The following is a 24,086-nucleotide window of genomic DNA, read 5'->3' as shown; positions in this document are numbered from 1 at the left end:
GACGACGCCGCAGGCCCGCGGTTTTCAGAGCACCCCGAGAACGACCATTCACCACGGAGGTCCACGTGCCCGCGTTCAAGCAACGGGAGAAAGTACGCTTCGCCAGCGGTGACACCTCGTGTGCCGCCTGGCACTATCCGGGGTCAAACGGCGGCTGCGTGATCATGGCCGGCGGAACCTCGGTGACGAAGGAGCCGGCCTCGGACTTGTTCGCCGCGCGGTTCAACGACGCCGGTTTCGCGATCCTGGCCTTCGACCACCGACGGTTCGGGGAGAGCGGAGGCGCGCCGCGCCAGATCGTCCGCTTCGACGAGCAGGTTGCCGACTGGCACGCCGCGATCGAGTGCGCGACCGGTCTGCCGGATGTCGACCCGGACAGGATCTCGGTCTGGGGCTTCTCGCTCGCGGGCGGCCACGTCTTCCGTGTCGCGGCCGACCACCCGCGACTGGTCTGCGCGATCGCGCAGACCCCGCTGGTCGACGGCCCCGCAGTCGCTCCCCACGCGCTGCGCTCCATGACGCCCCTTGCGGCGCTACGTCTGTTCTGCCGGGGTGTCGCGGACGCGCTCGGGGGCCTCGTCGGCCGTCCGCCGCTGCTGGTCCCGACCGCAGGACCGCGCGGCGCGGTCGCCTCGCTCACCACGTCCGATGCCATGGACGGCGACCGGGCCCTCGATCCCGACCGCCGCCACGCGAACTGGGAGCAGACGGTCGCCGCACGGATCGCCCTGCAAATCGGCCGGTACCGGCCCGGCCGCCATGCCTCCCGTATCCGGTGCCCCCTGCTGGTCGTCGTCTGCGACCAGGACCAGAGCGTGCTCCCTGGCCCCGCCGTCCGGGCCGCCCGGAACGCGCCTCGGTCCGAAGTCGTTCACCTGACGGGCAGTCATTACGCCCCGTTCCTCGAGGAGCACGAACAGGCCGTCGCGGCAGAGATCTCCTTCCTGGAGAAGCATCTGGAGCCCCGCGATCCCAGGTGAGGCAGAATCACCCGCTCCATCGACCAGCCACGACGCGAAGCCGACGTGCTGCCCGGCCCGGTCGTCGCCGCCCAGTACCAGCCCGGGAGGTGACGCTCGCCGCGCAACCAGCGAAACGTGCGTAGCGGAGCGACATCCTCGAACCGGCCTGTCGCACAGTCCCGCAGCGGACGCCGACGACGTCCGCTGCGGGACGTCCACATATGACAACTCGACGCACGGCCATTCAGGAGCCACCCCAGCCGGTACAGCCATCCAGCACCCGCCCCAGCGCACTCAGTCGCGCGAATTAGGTTCGCTGAGGCAGAAGCCCGAACGACTTGGTTCCTTGAGAAAATGGCGCGTGAGCGCCCTCGGACGAGCTTGGGTTGTTGACGGGATTAGTGAGGGCGAGCTGGATAGGGTCTTGGCAAACGTCCTTCTCGGTGAGGGCCACCCGCCCCCCCATCAGACAGACTTTCCCAGCAGGCCGTGAGCACAGACTTGACCGATCATCAGGAGTGCTGCCGTGCGACCCAAAGAGACATCCTCTGCGCCCGGCAGCCTCGGTTGGAACCGTGAGACAGCGATGCTGGCGCTCTTATCCTTCGCCATGCTGATCGTTTCGCTCGACCAGTACATCGTGGTCGTGGCCCTCCCCGACATCGCACACGACCTTGGCTATTCCGCGCAGACGCTCCAGTCGGTCATCAGCGCCTATGCAGTAGCCTCGGCCGGCTTCCTACTGTTCGGCGGGCGTGCCGCCGACCTGCTCGGACGACGCCGTATCCTGGCCACCGGCCTCGCACTCTATGCCGGGGCAGCGCTCGCGGGGGGACTCGCGACCAGCCCCGGAGTGCTCCTCGCCGCCCGCGCATTCCAAGGTCTCGGCGGAGCCCTCGTCTTCCCCACCACCCTGGCACTCATCAACACCACCTTCGTCGAAGGCCGCGCCCGCAACCGTGCACTGGGAATCTGGGGAGGATCAGGCGCGGCAGGACTTGTCATCGGTGTGCTGCTCGGCGGTCTTCTGACGCAGGCGTTCGGCTGGGAAGCGGTCTTCCTCGTTAACGTCGCCCTGGCCTGCCCTGCGCTGCTGCTTGCCTTCGTATTGATCCCCCGGGACGGTGAACGCGAAAAAGGCCGCAAGTTCGACCTACCCGGTGCGCTCAGCGTCACTCTCGGCGTCACACTCATCGTGTTCGCCCTCGTGCAAGGCCCCGGATTGGGCTGGCTTTCGCCGGGCATCCTGGTCAGCGCAGCGGCAGGCCTCCTGCTGATCGGAGCTTTCGTCATCATCGAGCGACGCAGCGCCGACCCGCTCATGCCACTCCGGCTGCTCTCCAACCCCAACCTGATCACCGGCGTCGTCATCGCATTCATGTTCATGGCGACCTTCGGCTCCGTGCTCTACTTCCTGTCCCTTTACTTCCAGGAGATTCTGGGCTACGACGCTTTGCAGACCGGCGTTGGCTTCCTTATCCCCACGGCAGTGGTGGTCGCCGGCTCGACAACCGCAGGCCAACTCGTGACGCGGTTCGGTCTCAGGCGCACGCTGGCCGCAGCCCTCGCCGTCGGTGCGCTCGGTGCGCTCGCACTCGGCCTCGCGATCTCGCCGAACGGCACATACGTCGAACTCATCCCCGGCCTCGTGGCGCTCAGCATCGGCGACGGGGTGGTCTTCACCACCATGTTCATCGCCGCCGCCACCGGAATCTCCGACCGACAACAAGGCATCGCCTCCGGCATTGCCTCCACCGGCTCAGGCGCGGGCGCGGCTGTCGGCCTCGCCATCCTCGTCCTGGTAGCGACTGCCGGCCTCGATGGCCTCTCCGGTGAACAGCTGCGAATCGCCACCGCCGACGGGATCCGCACCACATTCTTCGTCGTGGCGGGCGGAATCGCCCTGACCTTCCTCGTCGCCTTGAGCCGGTGCCCGACACCGCCCGAACCGGTACCCGCCCCCGTGCCGTACCAGACCCGTCGCTGCTGACAGAGTCCAGGACCTGCCTGGACGAGAAAGGGGCTCACAGCGACTTCGTTACTGAGTTCTTCGGTTTGTTGTCGCATGTTGGGTGAGCGTGAGTCCTGTGGCGGCGAGGCAGCCGTCGATGAGGTCGGGGCGGAGTTGAATATGGCGCAGGCCTCGACGGAGGGTGCGCTCAAGGTGGTCGTCGTCGGTGAAGGCAACATCGGCCAGCGGGCCGCGCCGTAACAAAGACCAGATGCCCCCCTTAGCGATCCGCCCGGAACCTCCCTACGTGCCTGGCCAGTGACCGGTCTCGCCGAAGTGTGACGACCATCCTGTTCGTCTCATCGAATCTTGCTCACCGCGCGGGGTGTCTTGTGGGTCAGGCTGCGTAGCCTCGTCTGTGTGCCTCGCCATTTGAAGAAGTCCCGCCGGCTGGTCGCCGACGGGCGCGTGTACATGTGGACGATGCGCCACAGCCACCGAAGGGGCAACGATGGGCGGTCCATGGACTGCCGCCAGATTCTCACCCTGTCCCCTCAGCCTGCCGGCACCGGCGGGCCGCTGCGCATTGTCTTTGCCGACGGGCCCGGCCGGTACGTCCCGGGCGGGGCCCCCTTCGGCTCCGGGGACGTGGGCTTCACCCAGGGTGCAGACCTGAACCTGCATGAGCCGGGCGCGGTCCGGGCGCTGCTCGACGTGGCGCTGGCCCGTGGGTGGCAACCGGAGGAGCGGCGGGCGGTGGAGGTCGACGGCTGGCCCCTGCTGGAGGCGGCGGCCGCCGTGCATGCCGGAGACGCCGTCCCCGAAGGCCTGTAGCCCTCTCCGCCTGCCTTCATTGCTCCTCGGACCAGTCCACCGTACGGCGATCAAACTTGGCGTCGATGTCCGCCCGAGGGATGGGAGTCGAGCAGGTTCTCAGTCACAGTGGACGTACTCGGTCGAGGGGGAGGCCGTGCGGGGGAAGGGAGACCGATGACGGAACCCGGTCTGTTCGAGCTGGAAGCCGTCGTGGTGGGGCAGCCGAAGCGTTCACGGTGGCGCAGATACGTGGGCCCCGCCCTGGCCGTGTCCACCGTGAAGGGGACCCCGCTCGCCTGGGTCACGTACACCGACGACACGTACTCCGTCCTCACGAAAACGTCCGGCGAGTTCATCGTTCATATCAAGAGGCGTTCCCGGTTCGGGCAGTTCGGGCCGGTGGAGTTCCGCTTCACCGACGCCGCGGACCGGGAGGTCGGCACCGCCGGTGCCGGTGGACTCATCAAGACCCGGCAGCTGAGCCTCCAGACGGAGCAGGGACGCCAACTCCTGCTCACGCGGCTGGGTCTCCTGTACGCCGAATGGCATCTTACGGAGACCGATCCGGAAGGGGGCCCGGCACCGGAGATTCTCGGCCGGGTCACGGTGAGCACCATCGACTCGTGGATCGGGTTGCAGCAGTACGTTGTCGAAATGAACCCTCGCCTGGACGCCTGCGAACGGCGGACCGTCGTCGCCTCGGTCATCTGTCTGCACCTGCTCCGCCGGCCTCCGGGTGACAGCGCCGCGCCGGTGTGAGAGGGGCCCTGGTGCTGTGCCCGGGACGGCTCACCGGGTCGTGTTGGGTGTCGGCGCGGTCGCCGGAGGAAGGCGACAAGAACTCCTACTGACCTCTCCGATGGGTTGTCGGGTGAGCGGTCAGGCGGGTAAAGGACTCAGTCTGGTGCCCCGTAGGCATCCGTTGATGAGGTGAGGGGCCTCGCGTCTGCCCGTCCCGCCGAGTACGTGGCCGATCTGCGCGAACGCCTGCGGACCCTGCCGCCGCCCGTTGACGCGTCCGGGGGTTTTCGTGACCAAGTACCGGCGTGAGGTCTTCAACGACGAGATGCTGACGCGCTGCGAGGAGATCATGCGGAACGTGTGCACGGACTTCGGCGCGGATCTGATCGAGTTCAACGGGGAGGGCGACCATGTGCACCTGCTGGTGCACTACCCGCCCAAGGTCGCCCTCTCGAACCTGGTCAACTCGCTCAAGGGCGTGTCCTCGCGCTACCTGCGCCAGGAGTTCACCGGCCGCGTCAACCGCTTCATCATGCACGGCCGGTTCTGGTCTGGCTCCTACTTCGCCGGATCATGTGGCGGGGCTCCGCTGTCGATCGTCCGTCAGTACATCGAGCAGCAAAAACGTCCTTCGTAACCTGCGGTCAGAGCAGTCCTGAGATCGGATTCCCTCCCCGCCTAAAGGTCGAGTCCGTAGGAGTCCATGAACTCGCCGGCGAACCGCTCAGCCGCGCTGCCGTCTGCGATGCACCAGGGGCAGAAGCGTCCGCTGACCTCTTGGGCGGTGTAGAAGGTCGCGGTGTAGATCCACCCCGATTGCCGACGATCTACACACTCCGCCAGGACCGGAGGCGGGCGGCAATGTCATACACGTCCAGCCGTAGAGCGCGGATGTCGTCGATGAGCTGGATCCACTGCTCCCGGGGCGCTTCGACGGTCTCCCCGGATGCTTGGAGGTAGGCGAGGGCAACGGCGTAGCCGTACAGCTCGTTGCGGGCGGGCAGGGGACGCTGCAGCACGGTCGTGTCGAGTAGCGCGGCGGCCCGCCAGTACGCGTCGGGTTGGTCCACCTCCAGGTGCGGGGTGTTGACTCGGTGTCGGGCCACCGCCGCGACCAGCGAGGAGTAGTCGTTGACTGCCAGGTCCTTGCCCAGGACGCGTTCCTGGCGGTCCAGGAGCCAGCGAATGTCGATGTGCAGTTGCAAGGCTCAGGCCGCCCGGTGGCTGGCCCGGGCGCCGGCGGGGAGCCCGCCGTAGTGCGCGTCGAAGGCCTCGACCGTTTCGGGGTCAAGGGCGGCGTCGAAGAAGGCTGTGGCCTGGCCAAGGCGTTCCTGGTTCTCGGCCTGCTGCGACAGCTCGTCGAGGTAGGAGGCCAGGCTCTTTCCTCTGCTGTCGGCGAGGGCCTTGAAGCGGTCCCTGGTCTCGGCGCTGATCCGTACGCTGGTGTCTGCCATATCTCCAAGTATGCACGTACGCATGCGCGTGCGCATACATCTTGGGGGTCTTGTGACTGAGCGCTTCAGTTGGCCAGTGAGCGCTTCAGTTGGCCGCACTGTGCTCAGCTTGTTATGCAACGCCTCGCTTCTCAGCGGCGTAGTGCGAGTTCGTACCGCCCGCCCGGCCCCGGGCGGCGCGGGCCCGCCGAGAAACTCCCGCCCGTTCCTCGAAGGGGCGTGCGCAGGATCCGTATGCTCCCGGCATGAAGCTCTTCCGGCCGCACGGCCGACACGAAGCCGGGCAGGTGTGGAGATCCCCCTTGGCCCAAGCCACGGCCCTCTACCAGGCCGGACGCTATGCCGATGCGGAGGTCGAGGCCCGCGCCGTGGCCGCAGGGTCCCGGCCGCGCGACGACGTGTACGCGCCGCTGGCGTTGAGCATCGCAGCGCTCGCGACGGGCGCCCAGGGCCGTCACGTCGAGGCCGTCACCGCATACGACGCACTGCTGCCGGTCTTCGGCAGGATCTTCGGCGCCGAACACCCGCTGACCCTGAAACTGCGCTCGGACCGCGCCCAAGCGCTGAGTGCGCTCGCCCGGCACGCCGAATGCGAGGCAGAGTGCGCGGCCGTCGCCCGGGCCGCGGCCCGCGGCACAGGGCCGGAGCTGCCGCTCATAGCGGCGGCCGCCCGCAACGGACTGATTTACGCCCTCAACGCGCAGGGCCGCCACTCGGAGGCCGAGGCGCTCGCTGGCGAGGCCCTCGCGGCCCATCGCGCACTGGACCGGTTCACGCTGGTCCTGCGGCTCGGCCTGGCCCGGAGCCTCAACGGCCAGGCCCGCCACGAGGAAGCTCTCGCCGAGGCGGAGCGCGCCGACGAGCTGCACCACAGCGTGCCCGAGGACGAGCGCCGCCCGGAGACTGGCGCTGTCGAGCTGGCCATGGCCACCGCCCTCCTGGGGCTGGGCCGCGGTACCGAGGCCCGCACCCATGCAGCGGCCGCCCACGACGCCTGCCTGACCGCCTTCGGCCTGGACCACCGCCGCACCGACGAGGCCCGGGCGCTGCTTGACCGCATCAACGGCGCTTGACCGCGTGCGCCGCGCCAGCGGTTGGGAGCCTCAGCAGTGGCTGAGCACGCTAGTTGGCCGGTCGGCCAACGAGGGCGCTCAGTCACAGGTCTTTGACGTCGATGGCGTGGTGGGGAGGGAGGGGTCGGGTCTGTCCGACCACGCAGCACGGCATCCGAGTGTGCGCTTTAGGCGCTGCGAGGCTTCCGCCCGGTCGTCTTCTTCGCCGCCGTCTTCTTTGCTGCCGCCTTCTTGGCCGGCTGCTTCTTCGTCGCCTTCTTGGCGGCAGTCTTCTTCTTCGGCAGCTCGTGCACATCGGCGTCGTCGCCGCGGGAGGCCTTGGCCTTTTGCACGGACTCCGTCAGGGCGGCCATGAGGTCGAGGACCTTGCCCGGCTTCTCGGGCTCCGGCGCCTCGGGGAGCTCCCGGTTTCCCCGCTTCGCCTCGATGATCTTCGCCATGGCTTCGGTGTAGGCGTCCTCGAACTCCGATCCTTCGAGGTGGTCGCGGCTCATCGACTCCATCAGCGCGAGCGCACCCTCGATCTCCTCCTCGGAGACCTCCATCGGCGGTGGCAGCAGCTCAGCAGGGTCACGGATCTCGTCGAGCCAGCGCATCGCATGCAAAACGATCACGTTGTCCAGGATCCGCAGCAGACCCAGGCGCTCCCGTCCCGACCATGCGTACTTCGCGACGGCCACCTTCGATGACCGGCTCAGCGCCTGCACCAGCAGCTTGTACGGTTTCGCCGCGACCTGCCCGTCGGGCTGAAGGTAGTAGCCCTCGCCGATCTGGTTGTGGCCACTGTTTGAGACTGACCGTTGACCGCCTGCTGAGCTCCCGCGACGGCGGTCAGTTGCAGCAAGTGCAGTCGGGCTTGCACCCGCAGGCGTCGGTCTCCGCGGCGGCGTTGGTGCTGGTGGTGGGGATGGGGCCGCAGCAGGCATCTCCGCGCCAGGCTTCGCGGCCTTCTTTGACGGCGACGGCAGCGATGACGAGGGCGGCGATCGGGTCGGCCCAGGACCAGCCGAAGAGGCTGTTGGCGACGAGGCCGACCAGGAGGACGGCGGAGAGGTAGGTGCAGAGCAGGGTCTGCTTGGAGTCGGCAACGGCGGTCGCGGAGCCGAGCTCGCGTCCGGCCTTGCGCTGAGCGGCGGACAGGAACGGCATGACCGCCAGCGACAGTGCGGCGATGATGATGCCGGGGGTGGAGTGCTCGGCTTCACCGGCACCGGTCAGGGCCCGGATGGCGTCGATGGTGACGTAAGCGGCGAGGGCGAAGAACGAGACGGCAATGATCCGCAGAGTGCGCTTCTCGCGGGCTTCGCGGACGTCATGATCTGTCGCGGAGAACTGCCAAGCGACCGCGGCGGCGGAGGAGACTTCGATCACGGAGTCGAGTCCGAAGCCGATCAGCGCGGTGGAGGAGGCCAGGGTGCCGGCAGTGATGGCGACGATCGCCTCGATCACGTTGTAGGTGATCGTCGCGGCGACCAGCAAGCGTATTCGCTTGGTCAGGACGTCACGGCGGGCCGGGGAGGGTCCGAGGGATATCGCGGTCATCAGCAGCAGCCTTTCTCGTCCGCATCGACGCAGGTGCGGTCGGTTTCGACGGCGACGACCACGGTCCGAAGGTCGTCTAGCGCGTGACCGAGCCGGGGGTCGGCGAGCTCGTAACGGGTGCGGCGGCCGTCGGGGACGGTAACGACCAGGCCGCAGTCGCGCAGACAGGCCAGGTGGTTCGACAGCCTGGTCCGCGAGACACCGATCTTGTCGGCAAGGTCGGACGGATAGGCGGGGGCATCTTGCAGGGCCAGCAGCAGTTGGCAGCGGATCGGGTCAGCGAGAGCACGACCGAAGCGCGTGAGCACTTCGACGTCGGAGGCGACGGTCAGCACCCTCTGACAATACAAGAATCCATGGATTCAGGAAATCCTGAACTAGTGGGCTTGGGGTCGGCGGCCGTGGGTTCCGATGCGGGTGACACCGGTGGCGGCTTCGAGCTGCTGCTTCAGGCGCTGGTTGTCCAGGGTGACTTGCTGGATGCGGGCGGCGGCCAGGGTGAGGTGGGCGATCAGCTCCTTGTTCCGCCGCTTCAGCTTGGCGTTGCGGGCAACGAGCTGGTCGTAGTGGCTGGTTGGAGTGTCGGCTTCGGGTGCGCTGGTGCGGGCGGCTTCGGCGATGTCCCGGGCGATGTCGGGGAAGTGGCGGCGGAAGGTGGTGTTGCTCAGCCCGAACTCGCGGGCCAGCGCGAGGACGGTGGGGCGCTTGCCGGTGTCGGTGGCCGTTTGGCGGAGCCGGGTCAGGGCCGCGCGGACCCGCGCTTCGGATGGGAGGTCGGTGCGGCGGGTCACGAGGGCTCCTGGGTGGCGGCGAGGAAGTCTTCGATCTGGTGCTTGCGCCTAAGCAGTCGGTTCTGCAGGAGGGGCGGCAGCGGTGGGCGTCTGGTCAGTTGCTGGTCGACCAGTTCGATCTCTCCTTGCCAGGCGTCGGTGTTCTCCCTGGTCAGGGCGACGTTGCGGCAGGCCAGTGGCTGGCACTGGGGGTGGTCGCCAAGTCCTTCGAAGGCTCCTTGGCGGGCCCGTTCGCAAAGAGCCTTGGCCGGGTCGTGGACGCAGGTGATGTAGGTGCCGGGATAGATCGCGGGGTCGTCCCGGTTCATGATCCGTCGGAGTCTGCGGTCGTCGAGGACGACGGTGCCCTGGAAGCGGGTTCGTTGTCCGAACTCCTTGAGGCGGCGGGCGGCCTCGGCGGCTGCCGGGCCGGCCAAGCGGGTGTGTTCGTGGGCGTCGATCACGGTGAGAAGGTGTTCGCCGCGGGCCAGGGCTTGTTCGCTTTCGACCTCGGCCCGGAAGCCGGAGTCGCTGGTGCCTGCGTATCCCTCGAAGACCTGGATGCTGTGGTGGCGGTATTGGAGGGCTCCGGCGATGGTCCCGCCGGGGCGGCGGGCGATGCACCAGGCCAGGGTGCGGCGGAACTGGGCCGTGTGCAGCTTGAAAGGGCGGCCGTTGACCGCGGGGATGGCTTCGTGGCGTCCGTGGCTGTCGCAGTAGCGGTTCACCCAGGCGGCGAAGTGGTTGAGGTTGTCATTCGTCTGACCGGTGGTCATGGCGGCGTGGCAACGTCCCTTGTGGCCGCCTGCGCCGTGGTCGAGACGGTTGACAGGTGGTCGACGTCGGGTGGCTGGAGCATCTCGAGCACGGTGATCGCGCGGGCGACGGGTTCGCCGACGTTCCAGATCGCCTTCACTCCGCGAGGATCGGCCTCACCCTTAAAGGACAGGCTGGTCACCTTCCACCGATAAGGGCTTCCGGTGCTGTCCGTCTCGGTGCGCAGGCAGCCCCTGGCGAGGGCTTTGACCTCGCTGTCGCGCATGCCGCTCAGGCAGGCGATGACGATGTAGGCCGCGGTCTGCAGCATCCGGGCGAGCGCCGCCAGGCCGTGGTCGTGGAAGTGGCTGGTGACGATCTGGCCGATCCAGGGACGTCTGTCCAGCCGGCCCTGCGGCTACTTCGACCAGGCCCACTTCGGCCACGAGTTCCGGGCGTTCACCGGGCTCACGCCGACCCGGTACGTCGAAGTCCGGCGACGGTCCCTGCGCGAACATCCCGGCCACGCGCTGGACAGCTGGCCGCTGCCGGCCGATTGATTTCTTACAAGAGCGACAGCTCACGACACGCTAATTTGGGGCACCCCAAAGCAGAGGAGAGCCCCGTGGGCAAGGTGGTCATGTACAGCTCGGTGTCGGTGGACGGCTTCGTCGCGGACGAGAACGACCAGCCCGGACCACTGTTCGACTGGTTGTCCAGCGGTGACGTCCCGTTGGACGAGAGCGGCGAGCTGAAGGTGTCGCAGACGTCCTACGACTACACCCGGCCGTATTGGGACCAGATCGGAGTCACGATCGTCGGCCGCCACGTCTTCGACCTGACGGACGGCTGGGACGGGAAGCCTCCGGGCGGGATCGACCACGTGGTCGTCGTGTCGCACCGGCCGATGCCCGAGGGCTGGGACCGCGAGGCGCCGTTTCACTTCGTCGACGGCGTCGAGGCAGCCGTGGCCAAGGCGCAGGAGCTTGCGGGTGACCGCCTGGTCGAGGTCGCCGCTGGCGACGTCGGTGGCCAGGTGCTTGCCGCGGGCCTGATCGACGAGGTGCGCATGGACGTCGTACCCGTCGTGTTCGGGTCCGGCAAGCGCTACTTCGGGTCGGTCCACGCGCCGCACCTGTTGGAGGATCCTGACGTGGTGATTCAGGGCAACCGGGTGCTTCACCTGCGCTATCGGGTGCGCCGTTGACCGACGACGCGGGCAACCTCGCCCTGTCCGCCCACATCCTCCGCCACACCCTCGCCACCAACCTGCTGCGCGGCGTCGACATCGTCGTCGTCGCCGAACTGCTCGGCCACGCCCGCCTCGACACCACACGCCGGTACACCCTGCCCACCCACGCCGACGTCGAAGACGCCGTCGGACGCCTCCCCATCGATCAATAGGGCACCGCTGACCTGGGCGAACTCAAACGTGTGTACGTGGTTGCACGAGTCCTACCGACACCCCGACGCCGAGCGCCGGACCACAGCATGGCCCAGTTCAGAGAAGTCACGAGGCCGAAGCTGATAGCACCTGACCACACAGTTCGGGGCATGGCTAACCTCCGCAAGAGCCCCGAGCACCACCGGTGTGGGATCTCATGTTCGGCTGCGCAATCTCGCCGCCCGCTTCGTATCGACTGCACTCTCCGTGCTTCTCGACGAACTCGCCCACTGCGCACGGCACATCGAACTCGCCGGTGAGCCCCGCCGCAGCACCTCCCACCTTGTGTGGGGTTACGCCTCCCTGCCCGTCTCACTTTCGGCGCGCGCGGATCACGGGTGAGCTAACCTGCGCGCATGCGCGGACAGTTCACCGGCTGGCCGGAGCAGGCCATGGACGTGTTGTGGCAGCTCCAGGGCGAACCGACCCACGCGACCCGCGAGCGCTACCGCGCGGACCGCGAACGCCTGGTCCGGCAGCCGATGATCGCCCTGCTCAACGAGGTCGCGGACACCGATCCCCGGTACGAGGACTTCTCCGTCTGGCACTACCGCACCGACTCCTGGTGGTGGCAGCACCAGGGCGCGGTGATCCGGCTCGGCCGCAAGATCGAGATCGGTCTCCGGTTCTCCCTGGACGGCCTGCGGATCCAGGGCGCCTGGTGGTACCCCGATCCCGGCCAGGTGGACATGTTCCGCAAAGCCGTGGCCTCCGAGGGGAGCGGCCGCGAACTGTCCGCCATCGTCGAGGACGTGCGGAAGAAGGGCTACGACATCTCCGGGGACGTGATGAAACGCCCCCCGCGCGGCTATCCGACGGACCACTCCCGTACGAACCTGCTGCGCCACCGTTCGCTGATCGCCGCCCGTCCCCTCGGCTGCGAGCAGTGGCTGCACACCCCCGAGGCGGTCGACCGGGTCCTCACGGCCGCCGCCGACCTGGACGCCCTGCTGATGTGGCTGGTCCGCCACGTGAAGCGCGCCGCCTGACATCACTTGGGCGCCGTGCGGCACGGGAGGAACCACACTCGTGCCGCCGGCCCCTGCACTCTGACGGTGATGCGTACTTTCAGCGCCGACCGGTTGTCCACGCCCGATAACCGTCCGGCCCCTCGGCCAGGGGGACGGCACCGTCGAAGACGGGCCCCGGATCGAGGGCCCCGGAGAGCGCATCCGGCAGGAGTTTGGGAATGCGGGCGCGGACCGGGGCGATGCCCCGCGCAGCGTGATGTTGCGGTCGAACATCCGGCGGGAGAACGACCTGCGCATTTCCCGCCGTACGGCACCCCCCGCAGCCGACCGCACAGCCGTCCCGGGTGATAGCGGGCCGTGAGGCACCGCAGGTCAGCGATCTGCCCGTCCGGAGCGGCCTCAGTAAACCTGGCGGGAATGCGCCGCGAGCCGCGACAACCGCAGATGAAGCAGCGTGAGACACCGCGAGAAGTCGCAGGTCACAGCCTCGGCGTAGGCAGCGAAGCGCGAGATCCTACAACCGGCCTACGAGCTGTGGGATCTCAGATCCCGTGGCCGAATCTCACGAACGATGGCCGAGCGGCCGCTGCCCCGTCTCGCTGCGCGTGGATGCTTCTCACAGATTTGGGCGGGGCGGACCTCGAATCTCACGGTTGGTGGCCTGCGCACTGGCAAGGGCGGCTGGCGTCGCTCCTCGCCAGCAGCCGGTCTGCGTCATCGCTTGGCGAGGTGGACCTCTGTGCCGGTGTCGGTGTAGACCAGCGCGGCGTAGGCGTTGACGCGATCGGGGACAATCCCCGCGTCGGGGCTGACCGTTCGTCCGGTACGCCCGTCGACGACGAATGCTCCGTCTTTGTCCTTGGCGTAGAACAGATCCTTGAACTCGGCTTCTACGGTGGCGTTCCAGCCGTTGGGGCCGTCACCCGCCGCCCGGCGCCACAAGATCTTGCCGGCTTTGTCCACCGCGAGCGCCCCGTCCTGCTTCGAGGCGCACAGCAGGACGGTGCCGCCCTCGCCGTGATTGCAGCTCATGCGCTTGGTCAGGCCGACCCGCTTGGACAGGACGAAGTCGCCGGTCGCGATCTCGATCAGCTGCGCCTGCTCGCTGTCGTCGTCGAGTTTGGCCAATGGTGTGTCGGTCGATTTGACCGCCCAGGTGACTCCGGCGGGCACCCCCTTGGCCCACAGGTCACGGCCGTTGGACGCGGCGACACCGGCCATCGAGTATTCCTCGTCCGGCTCTTCGCGGAACCCCAGAACAGCGTCGCCGGATGCGCCGACCATCCAGAAGCCTGCACGCTGCCACAGCATGCGGGGCTCGTCGTCCAGGGAGACCGCGAAGGTGCCTGCCATGTAGCCGTCCTCCGTCCAGGTGACGGTCACCACGCCGTTGCCGGGCTGAACCAAGAACGCGCCGAGCTTGCCGGCCGGGTCACCGTAGATGTCCACGGGAAGCCGCCAGATCAGCTTGCCGTTGTCCGCCCGGGCGGCGATCACCTCGAACCCGGCCTGGGCCGAACCGCTGCCCTGCTTGGCGAGCTGGACCGGTACGACGGCAACCACGGCCGGTATTCCGCCGATCCGCACTGGCACAGGGAACGACACGCGGCTGCGTGCCATCTCGGCCTGCTTCTTGCTCAGATCGCGTGGGGCCGGCAGTTCGTACGTGGGCGTGTTCTGGGTCTTGATGGTGGTGACGGCCTTGCCCGTGGCCAGGTTGTACATCGTCACGCCGGACGCGTGCGTGAGCCAGGCCGCACGCCCGTACAAAGTGATGGGAGGGAAGCCCTTCGGGCCGGTCGGCAGGACATGTTCCGCTGTGCTGTCGAACGCCAATGGCGCCGCAGCCCGTGGATCGCCGCTGAGGTCGAGGGCCTTCCGGGTGGGTGAGCCGGTGGCCGCCGGACTGTCGCCTTCCTCCGTCGGGCCTCCGGTGCACGAGGCCAACAGAGCCACTGCAGCCAGAGCACTGACACCTTCACGTACCGGACTTCTCATCCCAGTCTCCGCATTCCGTGACCTGCGAGGCCGACCTCGGTCAGTGACCAGGCGGGCACCCCTGACATCAGCACATGCGACCACTGGGGGGCCGGGACCGGTCCCGACCTTGAACCAGGCGGAGTTCTCCGTCGCGAGGAGATGATGACAGCTGGCATCGATCTCGCCGCGGAGCCCGTCGGGATGGTCCAGCGGGAGGTGATCGCACAGCTGATGGGCCAGCCACAGGCCGTAGCCGCATTGAGGGCCTCAGCCGCAGAGAAACACCAGGGCCTTGGACTGCAATCAGCCACCTTCACTGGGAATTCTGGAAGCAGGCGTCTCGGCGTCCCGACGAGGCCCAGCTCGACAAGCACATCCCTCGCCATGATCGACGAGATGCGTGCCCGACGCTGGCTGCGCCTCGCCTCGACGTCTAGCATCCACCCTTTCCACAGCACCCCCTTTACGTCTTCAAGGAGCTCGCCGGACAGTTCTTGCCGCCTCAGCCGGGTGCCGGCGTACTCCTCCTCCAACTCCTCCCGGGCCGCCGAGCTCAGGTTGGCGTCGTTCTCCCGCATGTGCCCGCGCGCCACCACCACCCGTGTGAAGTTCCGAGAGCTGGGGCGGCGGTAGACGCACGGTGGTTCCGCGGCCTGGGGCGCGAAAGTGGAACGACGACGTGATCGCGGCCGGTGTCGCGGAAGGCTGGGCCGTGCCGAAGGAGAAGGATGCGCAGCGGGAATCGGCCGGAACGCACCGCGTACGCGGTCGGCCCCGCCCGGAGCACTGAGCGTCGCCCGGACACCCGGATCCGTCATCCGGCCGAGCAGTTGCGGGAACTTGGCGACGCCGATGCGAAACGCCTGGAGTTCGAGCAGGCTGGCTCTGGCTGTATCCGTTGGCGGGTCAGTGCGCGAGTACGTCCGGGACGCCGAACGTCGCGACCAGTGCGGCATCGTGGAACTTGATCACGCGGGTGACGCCGGTGGCGGTGGGGGCCAACACCACGACGCCGTCGGCTTGGAACGCGCCGTCCGCATCCCGGTGGTACACGACGGCGGCGGGTTGGCCGTTGGCTGTGGTGGCGATCATCCGCCAGTCTCCCGGTGTACCCAGCACGTAGGCGTCGAGCATGTGGATGCACATCGCCCGGCCCGCCTGCCAATCGCGGAATGGCGTCGCCTCCAGCGTGGCGTCCGTACGCAGAACCTGTTCCAGCAGGCCGGCGTCGGAGCGTTCGAAGGCCGCGATATAGGCATCGAGCAGCGCGTGTGCCCGTTGGTCGGTCGGTTCGAGCAGTTCCTCGGGCTCAGGCTCCAGTTCGTCCAGCCGGGCGCGGGCGCGCTGCAGACCGCTCTTGACTGCCGCCGTGGTGGTGTCGAGGATTCCCGCGGTCTCGGCCGTCGAGAACGCCAGCACCTCGCGCAGGATGAGGATCGCGCGTTGGCGGGCGGGCAGGTGCTGCAGGCTGGCGATGAGCGCCAGCCGCAGCGACTCGCGTTCGACCACCACCGCAGCCGGATCGTCAGCGGGCGGGGCGATCCACGCGTCCGGCAGCGGTTCCAGCCACGAGACCTCGCCCGGCCCAACGGTACTCGGCGGGCGATCAGGTCCGTCGTACGCGCCTGCCAGACCTGAGGGCAGCACGCGGATCGGGCGCGGCTTCAACGCCCTCAGGCAGACGTTGGTGGCGATCTTGTAGAGCCAGGACCGAATCGACGCGCGGCCCTCGAATCCGGAGTAGGACCGCCACGCCCGCAGATAGGTCTCCTGCACCAGATCCTCGGCGTCGTGCGCCGAGCCGACCATGCGGTAGCAGTGCGCCAACAGCTCCCGGCGGAACCGCTCAGTCTCGGCCGTGAAGCGGTCTTGGTGCGGTGCCTCCCGCGGATGCGATGTCACGCCGCGAGCCTAGTACTGCACCACGTCGGGGCGTGGTCCATGCGCCGACGCCGCCGACAACGCCAGGCCCGCCTCAGCCACTGTCGACGAGGCGGGCACCCTCTCGCAAAGGCGGCGTCCACGATCAGACCTCGTCGAGCTGCAGGATCATGCCGCGGAACGTCGCGTAGCGGGCCAGGTTCGCCGCGGCATCCTCCGCGGTGCGCCGGCCGGTCTCCGACCCGAGCGCGGCTTCCAGCGCAGCCATGTCGTCCCAGTCGAGCATCACGACCATGTAGCACGGCTCGCCGATCACGGCCGCCGGCTCATGACTGCGCGTGTAACGGCGCAGGCCCGGATACTGCTTCGCCAACGGAATGTGGACGTCGTTGTAGTGCCGTTCGAACGCGTCGATGTCGGAGGGGGTGTCGTACAGCACGACGAATCGCGCCATCTGCTTGGCGGCCGGGTCCACGGTTGCGGTCATCTGTTTCAACTCCTGTCATGGGAACCTCCGGTGTGCGGCACCACCGGCTCGGCACTGGGAGTTTCTCAGGGCAGCAGGGCCAGTTTGCCGACGGTGGCCCTGGCCTCCAGTTCCATGAGCACTTTCGGGCCGTCGGCCAGGTCGTACACGGTGGGCTGACTTGGGGCGAGCACGCCGGCCGCGATCAGCGCGGACAGCTCACCCATCAGCTCGCCGAAGATCTGCGGTGCGGCCTGGATCAGCACACCGATATTCAGGCCGATGATGTGGACCTGGTGCGTGTACACCAGGTCCCAGTTGGTGATCGGGGCTTCGCCGCCTGCCACGCCGTAGACGACGACACGGCCGGTGACCCGCTTGGCCGCGGCCAGGCTGGCGGCGAAGGTGGCGCCGCCGGCCGACTCCAAAACCACATCGACGCCGCAACCGCCGGTCAGCTCCGTCACCTCGGCGGCGAGGTCGCCGCCGAGAGAGTCCAGGACGTGGTCGGCTCCCAGTGCCCGCACCGTCTCGTGCTTGCCCGGCGAGGCGGTGGCGATGACCGTCGCACCATAGTGCTTGGCCATTCTCACCGCAGCCTGGCCGGTCCCGCCCGCCGCGGCGTGGATCAGCACAACCTGCCCGGCAGCGATATCGCCCAGAGGCTTGAGCGCGGCCAGCGCGGTGGGCCAGTTCACGACCAGACCCAGCGCCTGCTGCTCCGTCCAGCCCGAAGGCACCGGCACGGCGGCAGCCGCGGGCAGGACCATGTACTCGGCGAACGCGCCGGTTCCGACGCCGACGACGCGGGCCCCCGGTTGCGGCCCGGTCCCCGCCTCGCCCACCGCGACGACCTCACCGGCGGCCTCGAAACCCGCCAGGTACGGTGGCCGCGGGCCGTCCAGGAACGTGCCGTGGGCCTTCGAGATGTCGGCGAAGTTGACCCCGGCGGCGGTGACGCGGATCAGGACCTCGCCCTGGCCGGGGCTCGGCACCGGCATCTCGGTGATCAGGCGCATGTCCTGCGGGCCGTTGAGGGAAGTCTGCTGCAGCGCGCGCATGGTCGCGGGAATGCTCATGGCGATCAGCCTTTCTTTCTCGGCGTACATGAGAGAGACCGACCGACCCGTCGTGCGGGCCGCGCCTCCCACCATGTAGATCCCGGCCACCACAAAAAGGAATCGGCCGCTCCCAGACCACTCGGGGTCAGCTTCCACCGAGAATGAGTCTGCTGTTCATGGTGAGCTCGACCTCGTCGTGCGGCGCGGCGTGGGTCCAGAACAGCGGGGTTCCGCTGAACGGTTCTGGCACAGATCGTGGAGAGCGGTCGCGGAGCGTCACCGCAGTGGTCGATTGCTGTGGGTCGCTCTCTCATGGGACCGCGTGCGCCGTGCCGTCGAGTAGCGGTTACTGACGCTCCATCAAGTAGTCGCGGACCCTTGGCCAGCTCCGCGAGTACCCGCAGGTCGTATCCAGGGAGGTCCCCGGCCTCCTGGAGCGGCTGGCCGAGGTCGCGGATCCATGTGATCCACGCGGGGTGCGCCACCGCCTGACCGTCGTACTCACGCTGACCGCGTGTGCGGTGCTGGCCGGAGCGACCTCACTGCTGGCGGTCGGCGAGTGGATCGCCGACGCCCCGGCGTACGTGCTCCAACAGGTCGGTGTCCGTCCCGATCCGCTCCTGCCCAGGCGGGTCCTGCCCGCCGAGACAACCGTTCGCCGACTGCTGGCCGGCATCGCCGGCGACGCGCTGGACCGAGCGATTGGAAGGTGGCTCGCGGACCGTCGGCCGAAGCCAACGGGGCCGTCGAGCTGCGCGGCCTGGCCGTGGAATAAAGCCTGCGGGGTGTTGCCAAGGCGAAGGACCGGAAGATCCATCTGCTCGCCGCACTGGAGCACACCACCGGCTTGGTCCTTGCCCAGTTGGACGTCGGCGAGAAGAGCAACGAGATCACCTGCCTCCAGCCGCTGCTGGACATCTTGGCCGACCCTGGCCGGAGCCGTAGTCACCAGCGACGCGATGCACACCCAGCGCAAGCAGCCCCATCGGCCAAAGTGTGGATGGCTCCGCCCGGATATATCAGACGTCATCCGCCTTCCGAACGTGATCGGTTGGTTCGGGGCGGGTGGGCATGAACTCCGGTCGGTGGCAGGAGAGATGGGCGTGGTTCGTCCGCTCGTTTGGCTCGTGGAGGTGGCTGGTGGCGTCGGTTCTCGGTCTGTTGGAGGCCAGGGAGAAGAGGGTCCGAGAGGAGATCGCGCGGTTGCAGGAGGAGGCCCAGCGGGTGCAGGCCGCGCTCGGTGAGGCCGAACGCGAGCTTCAGCGGTAGGTGGATGCCCGGGTGACAGTGACCGAGGTGCTGGCCGGGCCGCCTTCGATGGTCACGGAGCCGACGGGAAGCGCGGTGACGGGTTCGACGGTGCCCCGGCGGGAGACGGGCATGGCGGCGACAGCCCTCGCGCCGGACTACCAGCGGATCTTGTCGGTGCCGGAATCCGAAGCGGGCCGGGAGGGCATGCGCTGCCGGCAACTGGCCGTCGCGCTGGGGCTGGAGGCCATCCCGGCGAAGGTCGAGGGACTGCGATCGAAGGCGAAACGACTGGTGGAGCGAGGGTGGGCACTCCAGGTGCGGCCGGGAATGTTCATCGCGCTCGCGGTGCCGACCGTCCTAAGCCGGCCGGGCGGCTTCCGGCCAGGCGACCGCTCATGAGCATGGTCATCGACCACAGCACCACGGTCTGTTCCTGTCCTTGCGGCCTCAACGCGGCCTCGATCAGGCCCCACGGAGCCACGCAAGGGCCGCGCGGGAGGGTCTCGCCGGCTCGCGAACGGGGCTCGTATTCGCCCGCGGCGGATTCCCCTTCCCACGCGCAGGGGCTCCGCCGGGGCAAGGTCCGGGGAGAGCCAGGTTCGCCCGGTTTGATCTCGGAGTGCGGTGGGAGGTCACGACACCCTCGCCGGCATGGGCCATACGACCCGGATGCGGATGACGTTCGGCTTCGCCGTGTCAGCGGGGCGGAGCGCGGGTCCTTCCAGGACCGGGCGGCCCGTTGCGGTGTTGCCGATCGGGTGCACGCGTAGGGTGTGCACCCGCGCCCCTGGCCGGCCTCACACCGAGAACTCGCGTATCACCGTGTTGCGGAACACCGCGCTGCCGCCGATCGTGAACAGTGCGAGCCGGGTGTCCAGCAGGTACGGGAACACCTGGCTGGTGTGCACGTAGCGGCCGTCGTCGACGAACATCTCCACCGACGTGCGGTCCACCAGGATGCGCAGCTTCACCGTGCCGGCGGACGGGTCGAACGGGGTGTGGCTCTCCTGCCACTTGCCGGACGTGTCGGCGTTCACCGTGTTGCGTCGGTTGAGGAAGGCGTAGTTGGCGTAGATCCCGGCATCGATGTGCCGACCGCCGTCGGGTGAGCGTCTCAACTGGAGGCCGGCGCCGGTGAGTTGGGACCAGGTGATCTCGGTCGTCACCTCGTAGGAGATACCGGTGTAGTCGAGCACCTTCGTGCCGTCCACGGTCACGTCGCCCAGGTTCACGGTGCGGGAGACATGCGAGTCGAGGCCGGCGACGGGCTGGGAGGCGAGGTAGTAGGTGTTGTCGGATGCCTTCTTCAGGGTGATCTCGCGGACGATGGAGTCGGTGCCGTTGAAGCCGTCGCAGTCGATGGTGGGGGTGGTGTTGGCGTAGTCCCAGTTGTTCACCCATCCGATCGCGTACCGGGCAGCCGCGTCCACCGCGCCGCTCGCGTCCCGCTTCTCGAAGGTGACGGCGGCGTACCAGTCCCAGCCGTGGTCGAGCCACTGCGGGTCACTCGCGTCAGCGGTGAATGCGCTGCCGTCGAAGGAACCCGTCCAGTAGGCGTATGTGTTGGGCAGCCCCGAGCTCTTCCCGTTGGCGCTCGCGCCGAGCACCCATTTCACGGTGCCGTCGCCGGCGGTGATGCGGAACAGGTCGGGGCACTCCAGGACGCCGATGCCGTCGTGGACGAAACCGTTCACGTACGTCCAGGACTTGAGGTCGTCGGAGTGGTAGAAACCGATCTTGTCGTTCTCGGCGAGGGCCATCACCCAGCGGCCCCGGTCCTCGTCGCGGATCACCTTGGGGTCGCGGAAGTCGGCGACGCCGGGGTTGGGCAGGACGGGGTCGGTCCCGTAGTTGTTGAAGGTGAGACCGCCGTCGGTCGAGTAGTACAAGAATTGCTCCTGGTCGTCGGTGCCGCCACCGGGGGACATGGTGACGATGATGACCACCGCGCCTGCGCCGAATCCGGCCGTGTTGCCGGTGTCGACCACCGCCGAACCCGACCAGAGATCGCCGTTGGGCGTGGTGTCCTTGGGCACGGCGACTCCGCGGTCGGCAAAGGAGACCAGGTCCTTGGTGGTGGCCAGGCGCCACGCGGTGCCGGCGACGCCGGTGAAGTAGTCGGCGTTGTAGAGGTAGTAGTAGTGGTACTCGCCGTCGATCCAGACGGGCCGCTGTGGGTCGTTCTTCCACTGGTCGGGGACCGTGAAGTGGTACGCGGCGCGGTAACTCGCCCCGCTCGCCGCGGACTTGGTCACGCTCTCGGCCGTGGCCCCGGGCTTGGGCTTCGGTGCGGCCGTGGCCGTTGCGGTGGGCAGCAGCGCGGCGGCGGTGCCCGCCGCCGATCCCGCGAACAGTGATCTCCTGGATATCCCCGATGTTCCGGGCATGACACATCGTTCCTCTCGTGGCGGCCCATGAGGGCCCGTGGCGGCTCGTCACGCACGCGAGTGCGGCTCACAACGCGAAGGGCGTGAAAAATCGGCTCCTGCGAACGAGGACTGTAGACCTAACCCGTTAAAGGTCAAGCGTTCCCGACCCTTGACAGGTCTGCTGCCCGGTTCCCATCATCTGGGGCATCACCCCTGAACTAACACGAGTTAGGCCCGTTGATGACTGACTCGCACCTCCCCCGCCGCACGCTGCTGCGGTACGGCGCATACGGGGCCGGAGCAGCCGCTCTGGCCGCGACCGCCGCGAGCTGGGACCGGCTCACGGGAGCCGACATCCCCGGCCGTGACGACGGCTCCCTCGTCGTCGCCACCCTCGGCGCCGCCTTCGACCCGGCCACCGTCGACGCCCTCACCAAGGGCTTCCACCGGCTCCACCCCGACATCCCACTGCGGGTGAACGCGGTACAGGCCGTCGACTGGTCGGATTTCTTCGCGAAGATCCTCACCCAGATCGCCGCGGGCACCGCCCCCGACCTGGTGTATGTGGCCACCGAGGGCGTGCAGTTGTTCGCCCAACGGCTCGGCGTGTCCCTGGACCGCTGGGTGCGGCGGGACGCGGCTCAGCTGCGTGAGTACTTCGCCGACGTCCACCCCTCGCTGGTGGAGTCGATGATGTACGAGGGGAACCTCTACCAGCTGCCGATGGAGTTCAACGCCGCCGACATGTACCTCAACAAGCAGGTGCTGCAGCGGGCAGGCGCGGGTTTCCCGGCGGCCGACTGGAGCCGCGACGACTTCACCGCGCTGCTGCGGGAGATGAAACGCGCCGGCGACGCGCACTTCACGCCGTACTTCTGGACCAACCGGCTGTGGGGCGGCGTGGTGCCCTGGCTCTTCGCGAACGGCACGAACCTGCTGAAGGAGTCGAAGGCGCCCGGCGGCTCCTGGCTGTGGGACACCTTCTACCCGGCCGCCGACCGGCAGGGGCGCGGCGGGGGCTTTCGTTGGACGACCCCGCAGGCCACCGCCGACCGGGTCGAGGAGGCGTACGACTATCTCGCCTCCCTCGTCCAGGAGAACCTGTGCACCCGGCCCGAGGGCGGCAACGGCAGCAATCTGGTCGGCGTGTTCTCCACCGGCCGCGTCGGCGTCACACCGGCGGGCGGATTCTGGGCGGGCGGCCTGCATCTGGCCGGCATGCGGGCCGCCGACTACGACGTGCAGTACTTCCCGCGCTGGCGTACCCAGCGCCACCAGTTCGGCGCGGCGGGCTACGCGCTGCTGCGCACCTCGAAGAAGCAGGAAGCCGCCTGGGAGTTCATCAAGTACGCGGCCCGCAAGGACACCATGACCCGGCTGTTCCAGAGCAACCAGACCACCCCGGCCCGGCGTTCGATGCTGAACGCCGCACGCTACGCCGCGAGCGGCCCGGCACACTGGCAGGTCTTCTACGACACCCTCGACCGGTTTCCCGACACCGGCCCGATCCCCGCGCCGCCGCAGGTCGCCGAGGTGACCGACGTCCTGCTCAAGTACACCGGCACCGCGCTGGCCTCGCCGCGTGCGGTGGGTCCCGCGCTGCGCCGGATGCAGGGCGCCCTGGAGCAGGCCATGGAGCGTGAGGTATGACGAACACCCAGGTCCCGGCCGTACGTCCGCGGCCCGCCACGCCACCCGCCCTCGCCGTGCGGCCATCCGTCCGCGACCGCGGCGCCCGGCTGCTGGCCGCGCTGTTCCTGGCGCCCACGGTCGTCGGCATCGTCGTCTTCACGGTCGTGCCGATCATCGGGTCCCTCGTGCTGAGCCTGTTCCACTGGAACGTGATCGACCCGCCCCGTTTCGCCGGCGGCGCCAACTACCGCACGACCTTCACGGACTCGACCGTCCTGGTCTCCTTCCGCAACACGCTCCTCTTCATGGTCCTCGCGGTCGCGCTGCAACTGCTGATCGCGCTGGCGCTGGCGCTCGCGCTGAACGGGCGGATGCCGGTGTGGCTGCGCTCGGTGTTCCGTTCGGCGTTCTTCTTCCCGCTGGTGCTGTCCGCCGCTTCGATCTCGGTGGTGATGAAGTACCTGTTCAACCAGGACTTCGGGGTGGTGAACTGGCTGATCGGCCTGGTCGGCGTCGCGCCCGTGCCCTGGCTGACCTCGGAGCACGCGGCGATGGCCACGGTGATCCTGGTCTACGTCTGGCAGCAGTTCGGTTTCTCGTTCCTGCTGTTCGTCGGCGGTCTGAACAACATCCCCAAGGAGATCCACGAGGCCGCCGCTCTCGACGGCGCGACCGGCCTGCGCAAGCACCTCGGCATCACACTGCCGCTGCTGTCGCCGACGCTGCTCGTCGCGTCGGTGGTCGGCATCATCAATGCCCTGCAGGTCTTCGAACAGCCCTACGTCCTCACCGACGGCGGACCCGGCGACGCCACCCGCACCGTGGTGATGGTGATCTACGAGAGGGCCTTCGAGCAGCTCGACTTCGGCGAGGCATCCGCGGTGGGCGTGCTGCTCTTCGTGCTGATCATGGCGGTCACCGCCCTCCAGTTCCGGCTCAGCCGGCGTTTCGTCCACTACCAGTGAG

The 24,086-nt window shown here is 68.3% G+C and carries 28 protein-coding genes and 2 pseudogenes; 15 read left to right on the top strand and 15 right to left on the bottom strand.

From position 1 onward, the window contains the following. Positions 1-182: 182 nt before the first annotated feature. The gene (locus OG303_RS49845; RefSeq protein ID WP_405876825.1) at positions 183-980 is read left to right on the top strand and encodes an alpha/beta hydrolase; all 798 of its coding nucleotides are present in this window, start codon (positions 183-185) and stop codon (positions 978-980) included. A gap of 508 nt (positions 981-1,488) precedes the next feature. Next, complete coding sequence (locus tag OG303_RS49840; RefSeq protein WP_405876823.1) at positions 1,489-2,952, top strand: MFS transporter; 1,464 nt, start codon at positions 1,489-1,491, stop codon at positions 2,950-2,952. Between the two features lie 48 nt (positions 2,953-3,000). Here OG303_RS49840 and OG303_RS49835 read toward each other — a convergent pair. Then, a pseudogene (locus OG303_RS49835) lies at positions 3,001-3,189 on the bottom strand (IS630 family transposase); the annotation flags it as partial. Between the two features lie 144 nt (positions 3,190-3,333). On the opposite strand from OG303_RS49835, the gene OG303_RS49830 reads away from it, so the two are divergent. The 3 genes from OG303_RS49830 (at position 3,334) to tnpA (ending at position 5,107) form a co-directional block, all read left to right on the top strand. After that, positions 3,334-3,747, top strand: a complete 414-nt coding sequence (locus OG303_RS49830; RefSeq protein ID WP_405876821.1) for a hypothetical protein — start codon at positions 3,334-3,336, stop codon at positions 3,745-3,747. A gap of 156 nt (positions 3,748-3,903) precedes the next feature. Beyond that, positions 3,904-4,488, top strand: a complete 585-nt coding sequence (locus OG303_RS49825) for a hypothetical protein (protein WP_405876819.1) — start codon at positions 3,904-3,906, stop codon at positions 4,486-4,488. 214 nt (positions 4,489-4,702) lie between these two features. Then, positions 4,703-5,107, top strand: coding sequence for an IS200/IS605 family transposase (tnpA, locus tag OG303_RS49820; RefSeq protein WP_405877873.1), 405 nt, complete (start codon positions 4,703-4,705; stop codon positions 5,105-5,107). Between the two features lie 41 nt (positions 5,108-5,148). Here tnpA and OG303_RS49815 read toward each other — a convergent pair whose 3' ends face one another. The 3 genes from OG303_RS49815 to OG303_RS49805 are packed head-to-tail and all read right to left on the bottom strand — an operon-like array spanning position 5,149 to position 5,924. Beyond that, a complete protein-coding gene (locus OG303_RS49815; RefSeq protein ID WP_405877871.1) occupies positions 5,149-5,313 on the bottom strand; it encodes a CbrC family protein in 165 nt (54 codons plus the stop codon). Further along, the gene (locus OG303_RS49810; RefSeq protein ID WP_405876817.1) at positions 5,298-5,675 is read right to left on the bottom strand and encodes a toxin Doc; all 378 of its coding nucleotides are present in this window, start codon (positions 5,673-5,675) and stop codon (positions 5,298-5,300) included. Before OG303_RS49810 ends, OG303_RS49815 begins: the two co-directional genes overlap by 16 nt. A 3-nt stretch (positions 5,676-5,678) precedes the next feature. After that, entirely contained in the window at positions 5,679-5,924 is a 246-nt protein-coding gene (locus tag OG303_RS49805) for an antitoxin MazE7 (RefSeq protein ID WP_405876815.1), read from the bottom strand. 302 nt (positions 5,925-6,226) lie between these two features. Here OG303_RS49805 and OG303_RS49800 point away from each other — a divergent pair, with 302 nt between their 5' ends. After that, positions 6,227-6,997 (top strand): tetratricopeptide repeat protein, encoded by a 771-nt coding sequence (locus tag OG303_RS49800; protein ID WP_405876813.1) that lies wholly within the window; start codon positions 6,227-6,229, stop codon positions 6,995-6,997. A gap of 167 nt (positions 6,998-7,164) precedes the next feature. Here the strand turns inward: OG303_RS49800 and OG303_RS49795 are convergent, their stop codons facing one another. Genes OG303_RS49795 through OG303_RS49770 form a run of 6 tightly spaced genes read right to left on the bottom strand, consistent with a single transcriptional unit; the run spans position 7,165 to position 10,396 of the window. After that, positions 7,165-7,923 carry a Ku protein gene (locus OG303_RS49795; protein ID WP_405876811.1) on the bottom strand — a complete coding sequence of 253 codons (759 nt, stop codon included), beginning with the start codon at positions 7,921-7,923 and terminating at the stop codon, positions 7,165-7,167. After that, the gene (locus tag OG303_RS49790; protein ID WP_405876809.1) at positions 7,829-8,539 is read right to left on the bottom strand and encodes a cation transporter; all 711 of its coding nucleotides are present in this window, start codon (positions 8,537-8,539) and stop codon (positions 7,829-7,831) included. The genes OG303_RS49795 and OG303_RS49790 overlap by 95 nt, the downstream gene beginning before the upstream one ends. Next, positions 8,539-8,874, bottom strand: coding sequence for an ArsR/SmtB family transcription factor (locus tag OG303_RS49785; RefSeq protein WP_405876807.1), 336 nt, complete (start codon positions 8,872-8,874; stop codon positions 8,539-8,541). The genes OG303_RS49790 and OG303_RS49785 overlap by 1 nt, the downstream gene beginning before the upstream one ends. A gap of 42 nt (positions 8,875-8,916) precedes the next feature. Continuing rightward, positions 8,917-9,330: a hypothetical protein gene (locus OG303_RS49780; RefSeq protein ID WP_405876805.1), complete on the bottom strand. Its 414-nt coding sequence runs from the start codon at positions 9,328-9,330 to the stop codon at positions 8,917-8,919. After that, entirely contained in the window at positions 9,327-10,085 is a 759-nt protein-coding gene (locus OG303_RS49775) for a hypothetical protein (protein WP_405876803.1), read from the bottom strand. Before OG303_RS49775 ends, OG303_RS49780 begins: the two co-directional genes overlap by 4 nt. After that, complete coding sequence (locus OG303_RS49770) at positions 10,082-10,396, bottom strand: hypothetical protein (RefSeq protein ID WP_405876801.1); 315 nt, start codon at positions 10,394-10,396, stop codon at positions 10,082-10,084. Before OG303_RS49770 ends, OG303_RS49775 begins: the two co-directional genes overlap by 4 nt. 40 nt (positions 10,397-10,436) lie before the next feature. Between OG303_RS49770 and OG303_RS49765 the strand changes: the two genes are divergently transcribed. The 4 genes from OG303_RS49765 to OG303_RS49750 all read left to right on the top strand — a co-directional run bounded on the left by OG303_RS49765 (position 10,437) and on the right by OG303_RS49750 (position 12,498). Beyond that, positions 10,437-10,625: a hypothetical protein gene (locus OG303_RS49765; protein ID WP_405876799.1), complete on the top strand. Its 189-nt coding sequence runs from the start codon at positions 10,437-10,439 to the stop codon at positions 10,623-10,625. 65 nt (positions 10,626-10,690) lie between these two features. Further along, the gene (locus OG303_RS49760) at positions 10,691-11,272 is read left to right on the top strand and encodes a dihydrofolate reductase family protein (RefSeq protein ID WP_405876797.1); all 582 of its coding nucleotides are present in this window, start codon (positions 10,691-10,693) and stop codon (positions 11,270-11,272) included. Then, positions 11,269-11,469 (top strand): tyrosine-type recombinase/integrase, encoded by a 201-nt coding sequence (locus OG303_RS49755; RefSeq protein ID WP_405876795.1) that lies wholly within the window; start codon positions 11,269-11,271, stop codon positions 11,467-11,469. Before OG303_RS49760 ends, OG303_RS49755 begins: the two co-directional genes overlap by 4 nt. 396 nt (positions 11,470-11,865) lie before the next feature. Beyond that, positions 11,866-12,498 carry a DUF2461 family protein gene (locus OG303_RS49750; RefSeq protein ID WP_405876793.1) on the top strand — a complete coding sequence of 211 codons (633 nt, stop codon included), beginning with the start codon at positions 11,866-11,868 and terminating at the stop codon, positions 12,496-12,498. Between the two features lie 696 nt (positions 12,499-13,194). On the opposite strand, the gene OG303_RS49745 is transcribed toward OG303_RS49750, so the two are convergent. The 4 genes from OG303_RS49745 to OG303_RS49730 all read right to left on the bottom strand — a co-directional run bounded on the left by OG303_RS49745 (position 13,195) and on the right by OG303_RS49730 (position 17,886). Then, positions 13,195-14,211 carry a hypothetical protein gene (locus OG303_RS49745; protein ID WP_405876791.1) on the bottom strand — a complete coding sequence of 339 codons (1,017 nt, stop codon included), beginning with the start codon at positions 14,209-14,211 and terminating at the stop codon, positions 13,195-13,197. A 1,155-nt stretch (positions 14,212-15,366) separates the two neighbouring features. Beyond that, on the bottom strand, positions 15,367-16,362 hold the full coding sequence (locus OG303_RS49740; protein WP_405876789.1) for an RNA polymerase subunit sigma-70: 996 nt from the start codon (positions 16,360-16,362) through the stop codon (positions 15,367-15,369). Positions 16,363-16,486: 124 nt separating this feature from the next. Next, positions 16,487-16,828 (bottom strand): EthD family reductase, encoded by a 342-nt coding sequence (locus OG303_RS49735; protein ID WP_405876787.1) that lies wholly within the window; start codon positions 16,826-16,828, stop codon positions 16,487-16,489. Between the two features lie 65 nt (positions 16,829-16,893). Continuing rightward, entirely contained in the window at positions 16,894-17,886 is a 993-nt protein-coding gene (locus OG303_RS49730) for a zinc-binding dehydrogenase (RefSeq protein ID WP_405876785.1), read from the bottom strand. A 413-nt stretch (positions 17,887-18,299) separates the two neighbouring features. On the opposite strand from OG303_RS49730, the pseudogene OG303_RS49725 reads away from it, so the two are divergent. From OG303_RS49725 to OG303_RS49715, 3 genes and pseudogenes are all read left to right on the top strand, one after another. Next, positions 18,300-18,572 (top strand): annotated as a pseudogene (locus OG303_RS49725) (transposase family protein); the annotation flags it as partial. A gap of 436 nt (positions 18,573-19,008) precedes the next feature. Further along, a complete protein-coding gene (locus OG303_RS49720; RefSeq protein ID WP_405876783.1) occupies positions 19,009-19,137 on the top strand; it encodes a hypothetical protein in 129 nt (42 codons plus the stop codon). Between the two features lie 12 nt (positions 19,138-19,149). Beyond that, a complete protein-coding gene (locus OG303_RS49715; RefSeq protein ID WP_405876781.1) occupies positions 19,150-19,518 on the top strand; it encodes a hypothetical protein in 369 nt (122 codons plus the stop codon). Between the two features lie 398 nt (positions 19,519-19,916). Here OG303_RS49715 and OG303_RS49710 read toward each other — a convergent pair whose 3' ends face one another. Beyond that, positions 19,917-21,506, bottom strand: coding sequence for a glycoside hydrolase family 32 protein (locus tag OG303_RS49710; protein ID WP_405876779.1), 1,590 nt, complete (start codon positions 21,504-21,506; stop codon positions 19,917-19,919). A 222-nt stretch (positions 21,507-21,728) separates the two neighbouring features. On the opposite strand from OG303_RS49710, the gene OG303_RS49705 reads away from it, so the two are divergent. Both OG303_RS49705 and OG303_RS49700 read left to right on the top strand, forming a co-directional pair. Then, positions 21,729-23,138, top strand: a complete 1,410-nt coding sequence (locus OG303_RS49705; protein ID WP_405876777.1) for an extracellular solute-binding protein — start codon at positions 21,729-21,731, stop codon at positions 23,136-23,138. After that, positions 23,135-24,085, top strand: a complete 951-nt coding sequence (locus OG303_RS49700) for a carbohydrate ABC transporter permease (RefSeq protein ID WP_405876775.1) — start codon at positions 23,135-23,137, stop codon at positions 24,083-24,085. The genes OG303_RS49705 and OG303_RS49700 overlap by 4 nt, the downstream gene beginning before the upstream one ends. Position 24,086 lies beyond the last annotated feature (1 nt).

The sequence above is a fragment of the Streptomyces sp. NBC_00005 genome, from assembly GCF_045160215.1.
Taxonomy (GTDB): Bacteria; Actinomycetota; Actinomycetes; order Streptomycetales; family Streptomycetaceae; genus Streptomyces.
This window is presented reverse-complemented; position numbering and strand designations above follow the sequence as displayed.

Coding starts and splice junctions, on each gene's coding strand:
- OG303_RS49775 (WP_405876803.1), bottom strand. CDS start 10,085: ATGACCACCGGTCAGACGAATGACAACCTCAACCACTTCGCCGCCTGG.
- OG303_RS49805 (WP_405876815.1), bottom strand. CDS start 5,924: ATGGCAGACACCAGCGTACGGATCAGCGCCGAGACCAGGGACCGCTTC.
- OG303_RS49730 (WP_405876785.1), bottom strand. CDS start 17,886: ATGAGCATTCCCGCGACCATGCGCGCGCTGCAGCAGACTTCCCTCAAC.
- OG303_RS49710 (WP_405876779.1), bottom strand. CDS start 21,506: ATGCCCGGAACATCGGGGATATCCAGGAGATCACTGTTCGCGGGATCG.
- OG303_RS49825 (WP_405876819.1), top strand. CDS start 3,904: ATGACGGAACCCGGTCTGTTCGAGCTGGAAGCCGTCGTGGTGGGGCAG.
- OG303_RS49700 (WP_405876775.1), top strand. CDS start 23,135: ATGACGAACACCCAGGTCCCGGCCGTACGTCCGCGGCCCGCCACGCCA.
- OG303_RS49770 (WP_405876801.1), bottom strand. CDS start 10,396: ATGCTGCAGACCGCGGCCTACATCGTCATCGCCTGCCTGAGCGGCATG.
- OG303_RS49795 (WP_405876811.1), bottom strand. CDS start 7,923: ATGCCTGCTGCGGCCCCATCCCCACCACCAGCACCAACGCCGCCGCGG.
- OG303_RS49705 (WP_405876777.1), top strand. CDS start 21,729: ATGACTGACTCGCACCTCCCCCGCCGCACGCTGCTGCGGTACGGCGCA.
- OG303_RS49735 (WP_405876787.1), bottom strand. CDS start 16,828: ATGACCGCAACCGTGGACCCGGCCGCCAAGCAGATGGCGCGATTCGTC.
- OG303_RS49750 (WP_405876793.1), top strand. CDS start 11,866: ATGCGCGGACAGTTCACCGGCTGGCCGGAGCAGGCCATGGACGTGTTG.
- OG303_RS49790 (WP_405876809.1), bottom strand. CDS start 8,539: ATGACCGCGATATCCCTCGGACCCTCCCCGGCCCGCCGTGACGTCCTG.